General features: G+C 64.4%; 14 protein-coding genes. 6 read left to right on the plus strand and 8 right to left on the minus strand.

Annotated elements, in window-relative coordinates:
• Positions 1 to 31: 31 nt before the first annotated feature.
• On the minus strand, positions 32 to 523 hold the full coding sequence (locus ACT3UE_RS02715; protein ID WP_444566247.1) for a hypothetical protein: 492 nt from the start codon (positions 521 to 523) through the stop codon (positions 32 to 34).
• Between the two features lie 151 nt (positions 524 to 674).
• On the minus strand, positions 675 to 1,430 hold the full coding sequence (locus ACT3UE_RS02720) for a lipoate--protein ligase family protein (RefSeq protein ID WP_444553637.1): 756 nt from the start codon (positions 1,428 to 1,430) through the stop codon (positions 675 to 677).
• 36 nt (positions 1,431 to 1,466) lie between these two features.
• Between ACT3UE_RS02720 and ACT3UE_RS02725 the strand changes: the two genes are divergently transcribed.
• Positions 1,467 to 2,072, plus strand: coding sequence for a uridine kinase (locus ACT3UE_RS02725; protein WP_444561683.1), 606 nt, complete (start codon positions 1,467 to 1,469; stop codon positions 2,070 to 2,072).
• Positions 2,073 to 2,085: 13 nt separating this feature from the next.
• On the opposite strand, the gene ACT3UE_RS02730 is transcribed toward ACT3UE_RS02725, so the two are convergent.
• Entirely contained in the window at positions 2,086 to 2,886 is an 801-nt protein-coding gene (locus ACT3UE_RS02730) for a thioesterase family protein (RefSeq protein WP_444553763.1), read from the minus strand.
• Between the two features lie 167 nt (positions 2,887 to 3,053).
• Positions 3,054 to 4,529, minus strand: coding sequence for a protein adenylyltransferase SelO (locus ACT3UE_RS02735; protein ID WP_444561682.1), 1,476 nt, complete (start codon positions 4,527 to 4,529; stop codon positions 3,054 to 3,056).
• Positions 4,530 to 4,571: 42 nt separating this feature from the next.
• On the opposite strand from ACT3UE_RS02735, the gene ACT3UE_RS02740 reads away from it, so the two are divergent.
• The gene (locus ACT3UE_RS02740) at positions 4,572 to 5,015 is read left to right on the plus strand and encodes a ribosomal maturation YjgA family protein (protein WP_444561681.1); all 444 of its coding nucleotides are present in this window, start codon (positions 4,572 to 4,574) and stop codon (positions 5,013 to 5,015) included.
• A gap of 92 nt (positions 5,016 to 5,107) precedes the next feature.
• Here the strand turns inward: ACT3UE_RS02740 and nrdF are convergent, their stop codons facing one another.
• The 4 genes from nrdF to nrdH form a co-directional block, all read right to left on the minus strand.
• On the minus strand, positions 5,108 to 6,082 hold the full coding sequence (gene nrdF, locus ACT3UE_RS02745; RefSeq protein WP_444553641.1) for a class 1b ribonucleoside-diphosphate reductase subunit beta: 975 nt from the start codon (positions 6,080 to 6,082) through the stop codon (positions 5,108 to 5,110).
• A 150-nt stretch (positions 6,083 to 6,232) separates the two neighbouring features.
• Complete coding sequence (nrdE, locus tag ACT3UE_RS02750) at positions 6,233 to 8,374, minus strand: class 1b ribonucleoside-diphosphate reductase subunit alpha (protein WP_444553642.1); 2,142 nt, start codon at positions 8,372 to 8,374, stop codon at positions 6,233 to 6,235.
• On the minus strand, positions 8,371 to 8,847 hold the full coding sequence (nrdI, locus tag ACT3UE_RS02755) for a class Ib ribonucleoside-diphosphate reductase assembly flavoprotein NrdI (RefSeq protein WP_444553643.1): 477 nt from the start codon (positions 8,845 to 8,847) through the stop codon (positions 8,371 to 8,373). Before nrdI ends, nrdE begins: the two co-directional genes overlap by 4 nt.
• A gap of 39 nt (positions 8,848 to 8,886) precedes the next feature.
• Positions 8,887 to 9,129 carry a glutaredoxin-like protein NrdH gene (gene nrdH, locus ACT3UE_RS02760; RefSeq protein WP_444553644.1) on the minus strand — a complete coding sequence of 81 codons (243 nt, stop codon included), beginning with the start codon at positions 9,127 to 9,129 and terminating at the stop codon, positions 8,887 to 8,889.
• A gap of 425 nt (positions 9,130 to 9,554) precedes the next feature.
• On the opposite strand from nrdH, the gene poxB reads away from it, so the two are divergent.
• From poxB to betT, 4 genes are all read left to right on the plus strand, one after another.
• Positions 9,555 to 11,279 carry a ubiquinone-dependent pyruvate dehydrogenase gene (gene poxB, locus ACT3UE_RS02765; RefSeq protein WP_444561680.1) on the plus strand — a complete coding sequence of 575 codons (1,725 nt, stop codon included), beginning with the start codon at positions 9,555 to 9,557 and terminating at the stop codon, positions 11,277 to 11,279.
• A 120-nt stretch (positions 11,280 to 11,399) separates the two neighbouring features.
• A complete protein-coding gene (locus ACT3UE_RS02770; RefSeq protein WP_444561679.1) occupies positions 11,400 to 11,642 on the plus strand; it encodes a hypothetical protein in 243 nt (80 codons plus the stop codon).
• Between the two features lie 230 nt (positions 11,643 to 11,872).
• Complete coding sequence (locus ACT3UE_RS02775) at positions 11,873 to 12,064, plus strand: hypothetical protein (protein ID WP_444561678.1); 192 nt, start codon at positions 11,873 to 11,875, stop codon at positions 12,062 to 12,064.
• Positions 12,065 to 12,076: 12 nt separating this feature from the next.
• Positions 12,077 to 14,137 (plus strand): choline BCCT transporter BetT, encoded by a 2,061-nt coding sequence (gene betT, locus ACT3UE_RS02780; protein WP_444566273.1) that lies wholly within the window; start codon positions 12,077 to 12,079, stop codon positions 14,135 to 14,137.
• Positions 14,138 to 14,208 lie beyond the last annotated feature (71 nt).

Consider the following 14,208-nt stretch of genomic DNA (forward strand, 5'->3'; position numbering starts at 1 on the left):
GCCACGCGCTTTTTCACCGGTCGCCCTGGTCCTAGGCTCCTGTTTGACGCCGCAGTAACCGGTGTCGGCGGGCCAAGCTCCCCAGCGGAACCACTTCCCCTTCCGGCCCGGCAGCCGCCGAAGCCGGACGCATCGATCGGGCGGAGGAGGCCCTGAACGGGACCGGCACGACCTGGAGCACGTTGATGATTCCCTCGTATCGCAGGATGGCTTCGGTCAGTTCGATGCTGTGGGCATAGCGGCGCAGCAGCAGGCCCTGGCCTTCGCCCAAGCTCGTCGACCCCGGTTCCAGTCGGAGGGAACCGGCCAGGACGGTGGCGATCAGTTCATGCAGGATCCGGTGTCCGAGCGAAAATCCCATCTCGCGGATGATCAGCTCCGGTTGCTGGATCCCGGTCAACCCCACCGTGTAGGCCACCGGGACCCCGCGGCGTCCGATGGCGTGTTCAATGAACCAGTCCCCCGGCCGAGGCGCCCCGGTTCCGTCGAGCCCCCTGGCCGTAATGCTGCAGCTCCTGCACATGATGCCTCCTTGCGACACCGGTCTCCCCGTCGGAGCACCGGTGCCTGGACACCAGCATCGAAGGAGCGGTCCCGGTCCGCGGAAGCGTCGTGCCCTGTTGTGTACAACGGAGGCCGGGGCGCGCTTGTGGGGGCCGAGTCGGGGGGAAGGCCTAACCGACCAGTGGCTGCTGCGGATCAACCACGGTGGTGTGCCGGGCGTAGGCCTGCAGCAGCGCCTGTTCAACGGCTTCCACCGTGGTTCCAGGAACCAGGTCCTCAGCGGCTCCAGCCGTCGTCGGGTCGAAATCCAATCCCATATCCGCGTAGACGGACTCCAGGACGGCGCGCAGCGGGGCGGAGTCCTCGACGACGAACACACTGGCGAACAACCAGGCACCGGAGACCACGCGTTGGGCGGTGCCCACGAGTTTGACCGGGGAGGTCGTCCGGGAGCCGGGGCCCGGCCGGCCATGGACGCTGAATTCCCCGGGACAGTATTCCCCGGGGATCTCCCCCACCTCGGCCTCGATGCCCAGGTCCCCCAGTGCCCGGGCGTAGAGCTCCCCCAGGATCCTGAAACGGTCCTGATGACCGAGCATCGCTTCCCCCGCGGGTTCCACATGATCGACGATCAACGTGCCCTGGTGGTAGGCCGCGGCCCGGCCGCCCGCCTTGCGTACCACGGGGGCGAAGCCCAGACGACGAGCCGAAGCGGTGGCCTGCCCATATCCGGGAAGCCTGATGTCCCGTTGGCCGAAGGCCACGGTGGGTTCGGGTCGGTAGAGACGCAGGGTCGGCCCGCTCTCCCCGTCACGGACCCGTTCAAGAAGCCGGATTCCTTCGAGCAGGTCGGATTCGGGGTCCCCGACCGCCTCGGAACGCCACACGGTCAGGGGCTGATGCGCGGTGGGATTCCAGGAAGTCATGGTGTCGATTCTAGTTGTGGGCGGTCCGCATGAATAATGGGGGTCGTGCCTGAACCAACCCTGACATTGATCCTCCTGGGCGGCTCCTCCGGATCCGGGAAGTCCTACCTCGCCGAGCGCTATGGCCGCCCGCATATCGAGTTGGATAACTTCTACCGTGAGCTGGCCGAGGATTCCCCGCACAGCCCGCTGCCCCACACCGCCTACGGCGAGGTCGACTGGGACCATCCCGGAACCTGGAACTGCGACGCCGCGGTCGATTCCGTCCTGCGTCTGCTACGCACCGGCAGCATGGAAGTCCCGCATTATTCGATTTCCACATCCAGCTACTCCGGCTATTCCACCGTGACCATGGCCGGCGGTCCCGTCGTGGCCGAAGGGATCTTCGTCGATGAGATCCGTGCCCCGCTGATCGACCACGGGGTGGACGTCCGGGCCTACTACATCGACGTCTCCCCGATCACGACGGCGGTACGCCGGTTGGTGCGCGATGTCCGGGAACGTCGTAAGCCACTGCCGTTCCTGCTGCGTCGGGGCTGGGCGTTGTACCGGGCCGAGGGCTGGATACGCCGTCGCTATCTGGAGGCCGGATTCATTCCGACCCCCAAACCCAGGATCCGTTCGATGCTTGCTGCCGCCTGAGCTGCCCCCCGGATCAGCGGCTGGGCATCGGGCGTACGGTCAGGATCTGCTCGCTGCGGCCGAAGGGCCCCTCGACATCGTGCAGCACCGCCGACGTCAGGCCGATGCCGTCGGCACCGTAGGTCTGCTGCGACTGGATGCCCAGCCATTGACCCACCGGACGGCGATACATGTGGATCTGCAGGTCCACGTTGGGGAACATCCACGATTCCGGTCCCGGGGCCACCCTCGGTGCGACCCCGTTGGCCGTATCGACCATGCCCAGCAACCGCACCATATCGGGGGTCTCGAAGCCGTCGACCATCTGTTGCGGGTTCCGCAGCCAGACGACCCCCTTGCCCAACCGGTGTCCGGGTTCGACCCGCAGCTCCAACTGCTCGATGTAGCCGCCGGGCCACATGGCCATTCCGTCCCAGACGGGCAGTTCCTCGGGATGGGAGACCTCGGGATCCTCCACGCCGGCGACCTGAGTCGAATCGTGGGTCTTCAGCCTCCAGCCCCGGGCCACGATGGCGGTCCTGCCTTGGCAGACCATTTGCGCCTCGACCAGTTCGATGGTCTTGCCGGGCCTGATCATGGTGGTGGTGATCTCCACGTCTCCACCATGGATGATCCCTAGGATATCCAGGCTGACGCGGGCCATGCGCATGTCCTCGCGGGGCTGGAATAGTTCGAGTTCACGCACCAGGAGGCCGGTGGCCGGGGCCATATGCTGCTCATGTTCGTTCCAGGCACCCTGGGTGTGGATGGTGGAACGGTAGCGGCCCTGGCCCAGCGGAACATAGAAGCTGGAAGGCCGGGAACCGTCCGGCATTTCGAGCAGATGGGTTCCGGAAGCATCCGGGCGGTCCTGGTGGCCGATGGTCGAAGCAGTCATGAAGGGATCCTTTCAGCGCCTCGGAGGTCAGCGCTCACCGTTCCACCCTATCGGTCGACCCTCGCGACGCCGTACCGGCTACGGCGGCCCCTCAGCCGTGGGTCTCAGGTACCGCAGAAGGTGACGTACGGCCCGGAGTCCGTGGGGGCACCGACGGCAAGACGTTCCAGGCCCGGACGCACCTCATAAGGGGCCGATACGGCTTCCAGAAGCCTGTTCAGCGGCCCCAGGTCCCCGTCGGTGGCGGCGTCGAGCGCTTCTTCCACCAGATGGTTGCGCGGGATGTAGGCGGGGTTGATCAGGTCCATTCCCGTCGCATCGGGCCCCAAGGCCAGCCAGGTCTCGGCCCAGGCATCAAAGGGTGCCGGGTCGGTGAACAAGGCCCGAGCGGGTTCCCGGTCGCCTCGGGCCACCCCCGCCAACGCGCGAAAGAACAAGGTGTAGTCGGCTCCGCTGGTCGTGAGTAGTTCGGTCGTGGCGTGGACGACTTCGTGGGCCGGTTGGTCCTCGCGCTCCACCCCGGTGGCCGGGGGCAGGCCGAGCTTTTCGAACATGCCCGCCGACCAGGCCTCGCTGTAGCGGGTCCTGAAGGTGCGCAACGATTCCATGGCCAGTTCAACGGCCTGGTCCTCGTCGTCATCGAAGAGCGGCAGCATGGCCTCGGCCAGGCGCGCCAGGTTCCATTCGGCCATGACCGGTTGGTTGCGGTACGCATAGCGCCCCTGCCCGTCGATGGAGCTGAAGACCGCGGCGGGATCGAAGGCATCGATGAACGCGCAGGGGCCATAGTCGATGGTTTCCCCCGAGATGGTCATGTTGTCGCTGTTCATCACCCCGTGGACGAAGCCCACCAGCATCCATTGCGCGATCAACGCGGCCTGGTCGGCAACGACCGCGTCGAACAAGGCCAGATGGGGCCGCTCGGCGTCGGCCGCCTCCGGATGGTGGCGGGCCATGGCAACTTCGGCCAGCCGGTGCAGCAGATCCGGGTCCCCCAAGGCCCTGGCATATTGGAAGGAGCCGACCCTCAGATGGCTGGAGGCGACGCGGGTCAGCACGGCGCCGGGCAGCCGGCTCTCGCGCAGCACGTCATGACCGGTGGCGGTGACCGCGAGTGAGAGCGTGGTGGGGATCCCCAACGCGTGCAGGGACTCGCTGAGGATGTATTCGCGCAGCATGGGCCCCACGGCCCCGAAGCCGTCACCACCCCGGGAGAAGGGGGTCCGGCCCGAGCCCTTCAGGTGCAGATCACGGAGGTTCCCCTCGGCGTCACGCAATTCGCCCAGCAACAGGGCCCGGCCGTCTCCAAGGCGCGGGGAGTAGGAACCGAACTGGTGTCCTGCGTATCCCTGGGCGACAGGTGTCGCCCCCTCGGGTGGATGGGCCCCGGTCAACACGGAGATCCCCTCGGCGCTGCGTAGGTATTCGGGGTCCAGCCCGAGCTCCCGGGCCAGGCGTTCATTCAGGACCAGTAGTTCCGGCGCCGGGGGTTCTTCGGCTTTCCAGGGGATGGAGAGCTCGGGGAAATTCCGGGCGAACCCGTTCTCGAGAACAACGGATCGCTGCAGTGCTGTACTCATGCTTCGAGCCTACCGTCGCAGGCCCGGAGATAGACTTCCTCCATGTCTTTGCCCGGTCCTGCTCCGACCTTCGGGCCACGCCGCCTGACCCTGGGCGTGGCCGCGGCCTGCGTCATCGCGGCCGGTCTGGCGGCCCGTTTCCTGCTCCACGGGGGATTCGCCGACGCCGCCGGCGGCGTCTTGTACACGGTCCTGGTCTACCTGTTGGTGGGCCTCCTGCGGCCCGGCTGGCGTCCTGTCCGCCTGGCGGCCATCGCCTTAGCCATCAGCTGCGCCGTCGAGCTGCTCCAGTTGACCGGGCTTCCCGGGGCCCTCTCCGCCATCGTCCCACCGATGCGTCTGGTGTTGGGGACGACCTTCTCACTGACCGATCCACCCGCCTATGTGGTGGGTGCGCTGCTGGCCCTTGCCGTGGATTGCCTCCTACGGTGTGGGACGCGGCACCCTCGGCCATCCCGGCACGATATCCCCGCCCGGAGCCGATGAGCCCCGCCCGGATCGGATCGGTAACGTCGAAGGGCTCCGGCGCAGTGGCGCCGGAGCCCTTCGAACAGTTCGTGCAGCATCTGCCGATGTGGTTAGAAGTCCCAGTCCTCGTCTTCGGTGTTCACGGCCTTGCCGATCACGTAGGAGGATCCCGAGCCGGAGAAGAAGTCGTGGTTCTCGTCCGCGTTGGGGCTCAAGGCCGAGAGGATGGCCGGGTTCACGTCCGTCACCGAGGACGGGAACATCGCTTCGTAACCCAGGTTCATCAGCGCCTTGTTGGCGTTGTAGTGCAGGAACTTCTTGACGTCCTCGCTCAGGCCCACGCTGTCGTACAGATCGTGGGTGTACTGCACCTCGTTTTCATACAGTTCGTAGAGCAGCTCGAAGGTGTAGTCCTTCAACTCGGTCTTGCGCTCTTCACTCAGGCCTTCCAGGTTCTTCTGGAACTTATAGCCGATGTAGTAGCCGTGGACGGCTTCGTCACGGATGATCAGACGGATCAGGTCGGCCGTGTTGGTCAGCTTGGCCCGTGAGGACCAGTACATCGGCAGGTAGAAGCCCGAGTAGAACAGGAAGGACTCCAAGAGCGTCGAGGCGATCTTGCGCTTAAGCGGATCCTCACCGTAGTAGTAGGCCTCGATGATTGAGGCCTTCTTCTGCAGGTTCACGTTCTCGAGGGACCAGCGGAACGCCTCGTCGATCTCCTTGGTCGAGGCCAGTGTGGAGAAGATCGAGGAGTAGCTCTTGGCGTGGACCGACTCCATGAACGCGATGTTCGTGTAGACGGCTTCCTCGTGCGGCGTGAGCGCATCCGGGATCAGCGAGACGGCCCCGACCGTGCCCTGCAGCGTGTCCAGCAGGGTCAGCCCCGTGAAGACGCGCATGGTGAGCAGCTTCTCGTCCTCGGTGAGCGTGTTCCAGGACTGGACGTCGTTGGACAGCGGGATCTTCTCCGGCAGCCAGAAGTTGTTCACGAGGCGGTTCCACACCTCGACGTCCTTCTCGTCCTGGATGCGGTTCCAGTTGATGGCCTCGACGTGATGCTGCAGCTTGACCTGGTCGGTCATTTCATCCCCTGACTTTCTGATGCGGGTTGCCTATGTGATCGGTGGCCGGGACGACGGCTGGGTTTCCCCGCCGTCGTCCCGGTCCGGTGTGTCCCGGATGCCGGCCTCCGGCATCCCGATGGTGGGACGAGGGTGATTCAGCGCCTGCTGCTACAGGGCGCAGGACACGCAGCCCTCAACCTCCGTGCCTTCCAGCGCGAGCTGGCGAAGACGGATGTAGTAGAGCGTCTTGATGCCCTTGCGCCAGGCGTAGATCTGCGCCCGGTTGATGTCGCGGGTCGTGGCGGTGTCCTTGAAGAACAGCGTCAGCGACAAGCCCTGGTCGACGTGCTGGGTCGCGGCCGCGTACGTGTCGACGATCTTTTCGTAACCGATTTCGTAGGCATCCTGGTAGTAATCCAGGTTCTCGTTGGTCAGGTACGGAGCCGGGTAGTAGACACGGCCCAGCTTGCCTTCCTTGCGGATCTCGATCTTCGCGGCCACCGGGTGGATCGAGGAGGTCGAGTTGTTGATGTAGGAGATCGAGCCCGTCGGCGGGACGGCCTGCAGGTTCTGGTTGTAGATACCGTGCTCCATGACCGAGGCCTTCAGCTGCTCCCAGTCCTGCTGGGTCGGGATGTGCACGTTGGCGAAGAGCTCGCGGACCTTTTCGGTCTGCGGAACCCATTCGGCCTGGGTGTACTTATCGAAGAACTCGCCCGAGGCGTACTTCGAATCCTCGAACCCACCGAAGGTCTCACCCGTTTCCATGGCCAACTTATTCGAGGAGCTCAACGCGTGGAAGAGCACCGTGTAGAAGTAGATGTTGGTGAAGTCCAGGCCCTCTTCGGAGCCGTAGTGGACGTGCTCCCGTGCCAGATAGCCGTGCAGGTTCATCTGACCCAGGCCGATGGCGTGCGAGGCCTTGTTCCCCTCGGCGATCGAAGGAACCGAACCGATGTAGGACATATCCGATACGGCGGACAACGCGCGGATGGCGGTCTCCACCGTGGCACCCAGGTCGGGGGAATCCATCGCCTTGGCGATGTTCAACGAGCCCAGGTTGCAGGAGATGTCCTTGCCGATCTCCTCGTAGCCAAGGTCCTCCTTGTACACCGACGGCGAGGAAACCTGCAGGATCTCCGAGCAGAGGTTGCTCATGATGACCTTGCCCTTGATCGGGTTGGCCCGGTTCACCGTGTCTTCGAACATCACGTACGGGTAGCCCGATTCGAACTGGATCTCCGCGAGGGTCTGGAAGAACTCGCGGGCGTTGATCTTGGTCTTCTTGATCCGGGAATCGTCGACCATCTCGTAGTACTTCTCCGTGACGGAGACGTCGGAGAAGGGGATGCCGTAGACGCGCTCGACGTCGTAGGGCGAGAAGAGGTACATGTCCTCGTTCGTCTGGGCCAGCTGGAAGGTGATGTCCGGGACGACCACGCCTAGCGAGAGGGTCTTGATGCGGACCTTCTCATCGGCGTTCTCCCGCTTGGTGTCGAGGAAGCGGTAGATGTCCGGGTGGTGGGCGTGCAGGTAGACGGCGCCTGCCCCCTGGCGGGCCCCGAGCTGGTTCGCGTAGGAGAAGCTGTCTTCAAGGAGCTTCATCACCGGAATGACGCCGGAGGACTGGTTCTCGATCTGCTTGATCGGGGCACCGTGCTCGCGGATGTTCGTCAGCGACAGGGCCACCCCGCCCCCGCGCTTGGAGAGCTGGAGCGAGGAGTTGATGCCACGGGCAATGGACTCCATGTTGTCTTCGACGCGCAGCAGGAAGCAGGAAACCAGCTCGCCGCGCTGGGCCTTGCCGGCGTTCAGGAAGGTGGGGGTGGCCGGCTGGAAGCGGCCATCCATGATCTCGTCGACCAGCTGGGTGGCGAGCTGTTCGTTGCCGCGGGCCAGGTGCAGGGCGACCATGCACACGCGGTCCTCGTAACGCTCCAGGAAACGGTTCCCGTCGAACGTCTTCAGCGTGTAGGAGGTATAGAACTTGAAGGCGCCCAGGAAGGTCTCGAAGCGGAACTTCTTCTTATAGGCATGCGCGTAGAGACCACGCACGAAGTTCATCGTGTACTGGTCGATGGTCTCGCGCTCGTAGTACTCGTGCTTCACGAGGTACTCGAGCTTCTCGTCCAGGTCGTGGAAGAAGACCGTGTTGTTGTTCACGTGCTGCAGGAAGTACTGCCGCGCCGCCGCACGATCCGCGGCGAACTGGATCTTCCCGTCCTTGTCATAGAGGTTCAGCATGGCGTTGAGCTCGTGGTAGCCCAACCCCTGGAAGGCCTCGGGGACCTCCTTGGTATCTGTCTTCACGGTTGGCTCTGCGACTGTGGTGTCCAAAACTCTTCCAATCCTTGGCGTACACGGGTGACGTCCTCCGACGTCCCCATGAGTTCGAAACGATATAGCACGGGAACCGAGCACTTGGCGGAGATCTTGTCCGCCGCCAAGCAGTAGGTGGTTCCAAAGTTTGTGTTGCCGGCGCCGATGACGCCGCGTAGCAGCTGCCGGTTCCCCTCGTTGTTCAGGAACCGGATCACCTGCGGCAGAATCGACCGCTCTCCCTTCTCCCCACCGTAGGTGGGCAGAACCAGGACATACGGTTCGGTGGCCAGCAGCTCTGGTTCGCTGGCATAGAGGGGAATCTTCGCCGCATCGAGTCCCAGTTTCTCCATGAACCGTTTCGTGTATCCGGAAACGGAGGAGAAGTAGATCAGGGAACTGTTCGTGGTGTTTGCGGTGGCCGGACTCGTGGTCCGCTCATCCACCGCGATGTCGCCAGACATGAGACCGGCCTCCAACTGCTGGTGATGGGTGGTGTCGCCTCAGGCAACGCTCGAGGCGGCCACGGCCAGTTCCTCGATCTTGTCCGGGCGGAAGCCTGACCAGTGGTCGGCTTCGGTCATGACCACGGGGGCCTGCATGTAGCCGAGGGCCCGAACACGTTCGAGGGCCTCCGCGTCCTGGGAGATATCGACCTTCTGGTAGGCAATGCCCTTCTTGTCCAGCGCCCGGTAGGTGGCGTTGCACTGCACGCATGCTGGCTTGGTATAAACCGTGACGGTCATGGCATTGATCCCCTCGTACAAAATATGTGGTCATCTTCGTTGTCTGTCCCGGATTCCCGGGGGTCCGAAAGCGGGCCATCCGAGCGTTGGCGGGAGTGGAAACCGTTCCCGCCCCGTGGGGCGCTTCCTGAGATTTCAATACTACATGTAGTACAAGGAACAGCAAGCAACCCCTATATGTTGTCTTACAAGTATGTCATTCCCCACTCCCTTAGTCCACAGCGGGTGTGGAGAAACGCATCCCTAATTGCCGCACGAATCCGGGGTTCGGGCCCATCCGTCCACAGCCTGTGCATGGAAGATGCCCACAACCAAACAGCTGGTGTGTCGTTCGGCGACGGCGTGTCGCCACCCATTCTGGAAGGCCGCGGTCGAAGGCTCGGCGGTAGGCTGGATTCAACCTCAGCGGAAGGAACCCACCTGACATGACCACGGTCTCAGAACACATGATCGCCACCCTCCGGGCCAACGGCGTCCAACGAATCCACGGCGTCCCGGGAGATTCGCTCAACGGGATCACCGATGCCCTGCGCAAGGACGGGAACATTATCTGGTCCACCGTCCGCCACGAAGAGGCCGCTGCCTTTGCCGCCGGGGCCGAGGCAACCATGACCGGGCGCCTGGGCGTCTGCGCCGGCAGCTGCGGGCCGGGCAACCTGCACCTGATCAACGGGCTCTACGAGGCCAACAGGTCCCGCGTGCCGGTGCTCGCCATCGCCGCCCACATCCCCAGCGCGGAGATCGGCAGCAACTACTTCCAGGAAACCCACCCCCAGGACCTGTTCAGCGAGTGCTCGGTCTTCACCGAAATGGTCTCCACCCCCGACCAGATGCCCCGTTTGATGGAAATCGCCATGCGGACGGCGATCGAAAAGCGTGGTGTGGCCGTGCTGGTCATTCCCGGTGACGTGGCCCTGGCGCCGGCGACCAACGAACGCATCACCCACATTCGCCGCGCCAACCCCGTGGTGGTGCCCTCGAGGGAGGAACTCGACGAGGCCGCAGGGATCCTCAACGCCGGGTCCAAGGTCACCATCCTCGCCGGCGCGGGCGTGGCAGGAGCCCACGACGCGGTGGTGGGCCTGGCGGACACCCTGGGCGCGCCCATCGTCCACGCCCTGGGTGGCAAGGAACACATCGAATACGACAATGAATTCGACGTCGGCATGACCGGGCTGCTCGGTTTCGCCTCGGGCTACCGGGCCATGGAGGACGCCGACACCCTGCTGATGCTGGGCACCGATTTCCCCTACCAGCAGTTCTTCCCCTCCAAGGCCCGCATCATCCAGGTCGATATCCGGGGCGAGCAGCTCGGTCGCCGCACCCCGGTGGACCTCGGATTGGTGGGGTCGGTGGCCGATACCGCTACGGCCCTGCTGCCGATGCTCAAACGCAAGTCCCGCAGGTCCCACCTCAAGGACGCGCAGAAGCATTACCGCAAGACCCGCGAGAAGCTCGACGACCTGGCCACGAAGACGCGTAAAGGCAAACCGCTGCACCCGCAGTTCGTGGCCCGCTCCCTGGATCGGCACGCCTCCGACGACGCCGTGTTCATCCCCGATGTCGGCTCCCCGGTCATGTGGGCCTCCCGCTACCTGACGATGAACGGGCGTCGGCGCCTGTTCGGCTCCTTCGCCCACGGGTCCATGGCCAACGCGCTCCCCCAGGCCATCGGAGCCCAGGCCGCAGCCCCGGACCGGCAGATCGTTGCCATGTGTGGTGACGGCGGGTTGTCGATGCTCATGGGCGAGCTGCTCACGGTGGTGCAGTCCAGGTTGCCGGTGAAGATGGTGGTCTTCAACAACTCCTCGTTGAACTTCGTGGAGCTGGAGATGAAGGCAGCCGGATTCGTGAATTACGCCACGGATCTGGAGAACCCGAACTTCGCCGACGTGGCCAACGCCGTCGGGATCCTGGGGATCCGGGTCGAAAGCTCGGCGGATCTGGATGCGGCGCTGAAGAAGGCCCTCGCCCATGACGGACCAGCACTCGTCGATATCGTCACGGCGCGCCAGGAACTGACCATGCCACCGAATGTCACGGCCGAGCAGGCCAAGGGATTCGCCCTCTACGCCGTGCGCACGGTCATGTCCGGCCGGGGCGACGAACTGCTGGACCTGGCTGCCACGAACTGGCGCCAGCTCTTCTAGGCCCATCCCATGGAAGGCCTGGAGCAGTTCATTGCTGCTCCGGGCCTTTCGTCATGCCGTCCGCCACGGCTTCCGGCAGCAGGGCGCCCCATCCACCGGCTGCTTCACCGAATATGGGTCTTGACCGCGTTCGTGCGGATCTTCCCCTTGGAACGGAAACTCGGGCGCGACATGCACCGGATGGCCGTACGGCTGCTAGACGTCGACGACAGCGATCCCGCCATCCGCGGGCTCATCCAGGGCACCCTTGACATGGCACGAGGCTTGGGGCTGGCAGATACGCCGCGCAATGACTCGCATCGTCGAGGCCACGTGGTTGCCGTCTGGTCGGCCCAACTCGCTTCCGCTCTCGGAAGGGCCTAGGACGCCACCGCCCCGACCTGCTCGAAGACCGTTGTGGGACCGGCCTGCAGCAAAACATGCCCTACTCACGTTCGCCGGTTCAAGTACCGGGGGCGGCTGGCATCGCGCTAGCATGGGGACGCCGTGTGTCGATACCCGGCCGTAACCACGCTGTCTCCTCGTCGTGGGAGAACACATCCATTGCATCGAGGGACGAACCTAGTCATGGTCCCGAGGCGAAGGAGTACTGATTGTCTGACGCAGAAGAACCCCCGAAGGGTTCGACCGACGCACCCCGCCCCCGGATTGATCGCAGTCGTTTCGGCATAACCGGCCGCCGCAGGGGACCCGATACCGACCCGATGCGTCCCCCGATCTCCAGCAGCGAGATGAGCAAGGGGCCCGTCGAACTCTCCGAGCACCGCGGCCCACGGGTGAACTAGCGCGTCTTCATCATCTCCTCGGCGATCATCCTGGGATTCTCCTGCTGGGCGATGGCCTTGCCGGATCAGGCCTCGGCGACGATGCAGGCCGCCGTGACCTGGATTTCGACCAATCTCGGCTGGTTCTACGTCCTCACGATCACCCTGGTCATCCTCTTCGTCCTCTGGGTGGCGCTCTCCAAGGAGGGCGGGGTCAGGTTGGGACCGGATCATGCCCGTCCGCAGTACAATCTCTTCACCTGGGTGGCCATGCTGTTCGCCGCCGGGGTCGGCATCGACATGCTCTTCTATTCGGTCACCGGCCCGATCACCCAATTCATCACCCCGCCCTCGGCCACCCCCGAATCCGCCGAGGCCCTCCATGACTCGGTCATCTGGACCATGTTCCACTACGGGATCGCCGGATGGTCGATGTACGCCCTGTTGGGCATGGCCATGGGCTACTTCGCCTACCGCTGGGGAATGCCCCTGTCGATCCGGGCGGTCCTGTATCCGCTCCTGGGCAAACGGGTCCGTGGGGCCACCGGCGACGTGATCGACATCTTCGCCCTCGTGGGCACCGTCTTCGGCGTGGCCACCTCGATGGGCATCGGGGTGGTCCTGCTCAACGTCGGTTTCGCCTGGCTGCTGGGAATCGAAGAGGGGCTGGCCCTGCAGATCGCCCTGGTGCTGGTGGCCGTGATCATGACGGTGGCCGCCTGCGCCTCGGGGGTGGACAAGGGGATCAGGCTGATCTCGGAGCTCAACCTCTGGGCCGCGGGGGCCATGATGCTCTACATCCTGATCACCGGTAAGACCGCCTTCCTGCTCAATGCGATGGTGGAGAACATCGGCAGATTCGTCCTGACGCTGCCCGAACGCACGTTGAAGACCTTCGCCTATACCGATGGCGGCAGTGAGTGGATGGGAAGTTGGACCCTGTTCTTCTGGGCCTTCTGGCTCGCGTGGGGTCCCTTCGTCGGGCTGTTCCTGGCCCGGATCTCCCGGGGGCGCACGTTGCGCGAATTCGTGATCGCCGCGATCACCGCCCCGGTGCTGTGCGATTTCTTCATCGTCACGATCTTCGGCAACAGTGCCCTGCGCCAGGTGTTGGAGGGCAACAGGGACTTCGCCGAACTGGCCATGGATAGTCCCGAGCACGGCTGGTATGCATTATTGGAGATGTTCCCCGGCGCCCCCTTCCTGATCGGTCTGGCCACCCTGTCGGGCATGCTGTTCTATCTCACCAGCGCCAACTCCGGGGCCATGGTGATGGCCAACTTCTCCTCGTCGATCCCCGATCCCTCGGTGGACGGGGCCAAATGGCTACGGATCTTCTGGGCCGTGCTCACCGCGGTCCTGACGGTTTCGATGATCGTCGCCGGAGGGGTGGCGACCATGGAACATGCGACGCTGATCTTCGCGCTGCCGGTGACCATCATCAGTTATCTGGTCATGGCCTCCTTCTCCAAGGTGCTGCGGATGGAGCGGGCCGAACGCGAGGGGCAGGTGCGGCGCCGCCGCTCCATGGCCGTCCATGGCGGTCAGACCCCCGAAAAGACCTGGCGTCAGCGTCTGGCTCAGTTGCGCTCCTACCCCTCGAAGAAGGCGGTCGCCCAGTTCGCGGACAGGGTGGTGGAACCGGCGTTGCAGGAGGTGGTCACGGAGTTCAACGGCCTGGGCTACGACGCCGAACTGACCTCCTCCCCCAACGCCGACACCGGGATCAGCGAGCACACCCTGCTGGTGAACATGGAGGACCACCGGAACTTCCACTACCAGGTCGCGGCGGTCGAGGCGCCGGCCCCGATGTTCGGCGGACGCAGCATGTCGCGACAGATCGACATCTACTACCGTCTGGAGGTCTTCACCCAAACGGGAACGGAGGGCTATGACCTGATGGGCCTGACCGAACAGCAGATCATCAACGACGTGCTCGACCGCTACGAAGCGCACCTGGGGTTCCTGCACTACTCCACCGAACATGACTACGCTTCGGTCCTGACCCCGGTCATGCCGACCACGACGGGAACCATCCCCCGGATCCCCGATTCGGCGGACGACGTCGAACCTCTCGAAGAGGACGAACAGTAGTCCCCTGACCGCGGGCCGGCACTTCGGCCCCGGACACAGAAGAAGCCCCGTCCGTGGACGGGGCTTCTTCT

The organism is Arthrobacter sp. 179, from assembly GCF_052379645.1.
GTDB lineage: Bacteria > Actinomycetota > Actinomycetes > Actinomycetales > Micrococcaceae > Arthrobacter_H.

Excerpts from the sequence above, each read along its gene's own strand:
- ACT3UE_RS02715 (WP_444566247.1), bottom strand. The coding sequence starts at position 523 with ATGTGCAGGAGCTGCAGCATTACGGCCAGGGGGCTCGACGGAACCGGG.
- ACT3UE_RS02720 (WP_444553637.1), bottom strand. The coding sequence starts at position 1,430 with ATGACTTCCTGGAATCCCACCGCGCATCAGCCCCTGACCGTGTGGCGT.
- ACT3UE_RS02725 (WP_444561683.1), top strand. The coding sequence starts at position 1,467 with ATGGGGGTCGTGCCTGAACCAACCCTGACATTGATCCTCCTGGGCGGC.
- ACT3UE_RS02730 (WP_444553763.1), bottom strand. The coding sequence starts at position 2,886 with ATGCCGGACGGTTCCCGGCCTTCCAGCTTCTATGTTCCGCTGGGCCAG.
- ACT3UE_RS02735 (WP_444561682.1), bottom strand. The coding sequence starts at position 4,529 with ATGAGTACAGCACTGCAGCGATCCGTTGTTCTCGAGAACGGGTTCGCC.
- ACT3UE_RS02740 (WP_444561681.1), top strand. The coding sequence starts at position 4,572 with ATGTCTTTGCCCGGTCCTGCTCCGACCTTCGGGCCACGCCGCCTGACC.
- nrdF (WP_444553641.1), bottom strand. The coding sequence starts at position 6,082 with ATGACCGACCAGGTCAAGCTGCAGCATCACGTCGAGGCCATCAACTGG.
- nrdI (WP_444553643.1), bottom strand. The coding sequence starts at position 8,847 with ATGTCTGGCGACATCGCGGTGGATGAGCGGACCACGAGTCCGGCCACC.
- nrdH (WP_444553644.1), bottom strand. The coding sequence starts at position 9,129 with ATGACCGTCACGGTTTATACCAAGCCAGCATGCGTGCAGTGCAACGCC.
- poxB (WP_444561680.1), top strand. The coding sequence starts at position 9,555 with ATGACCACGGTCTCAGAACACATGATCGCCACCCTCCGGGCCAACGGC.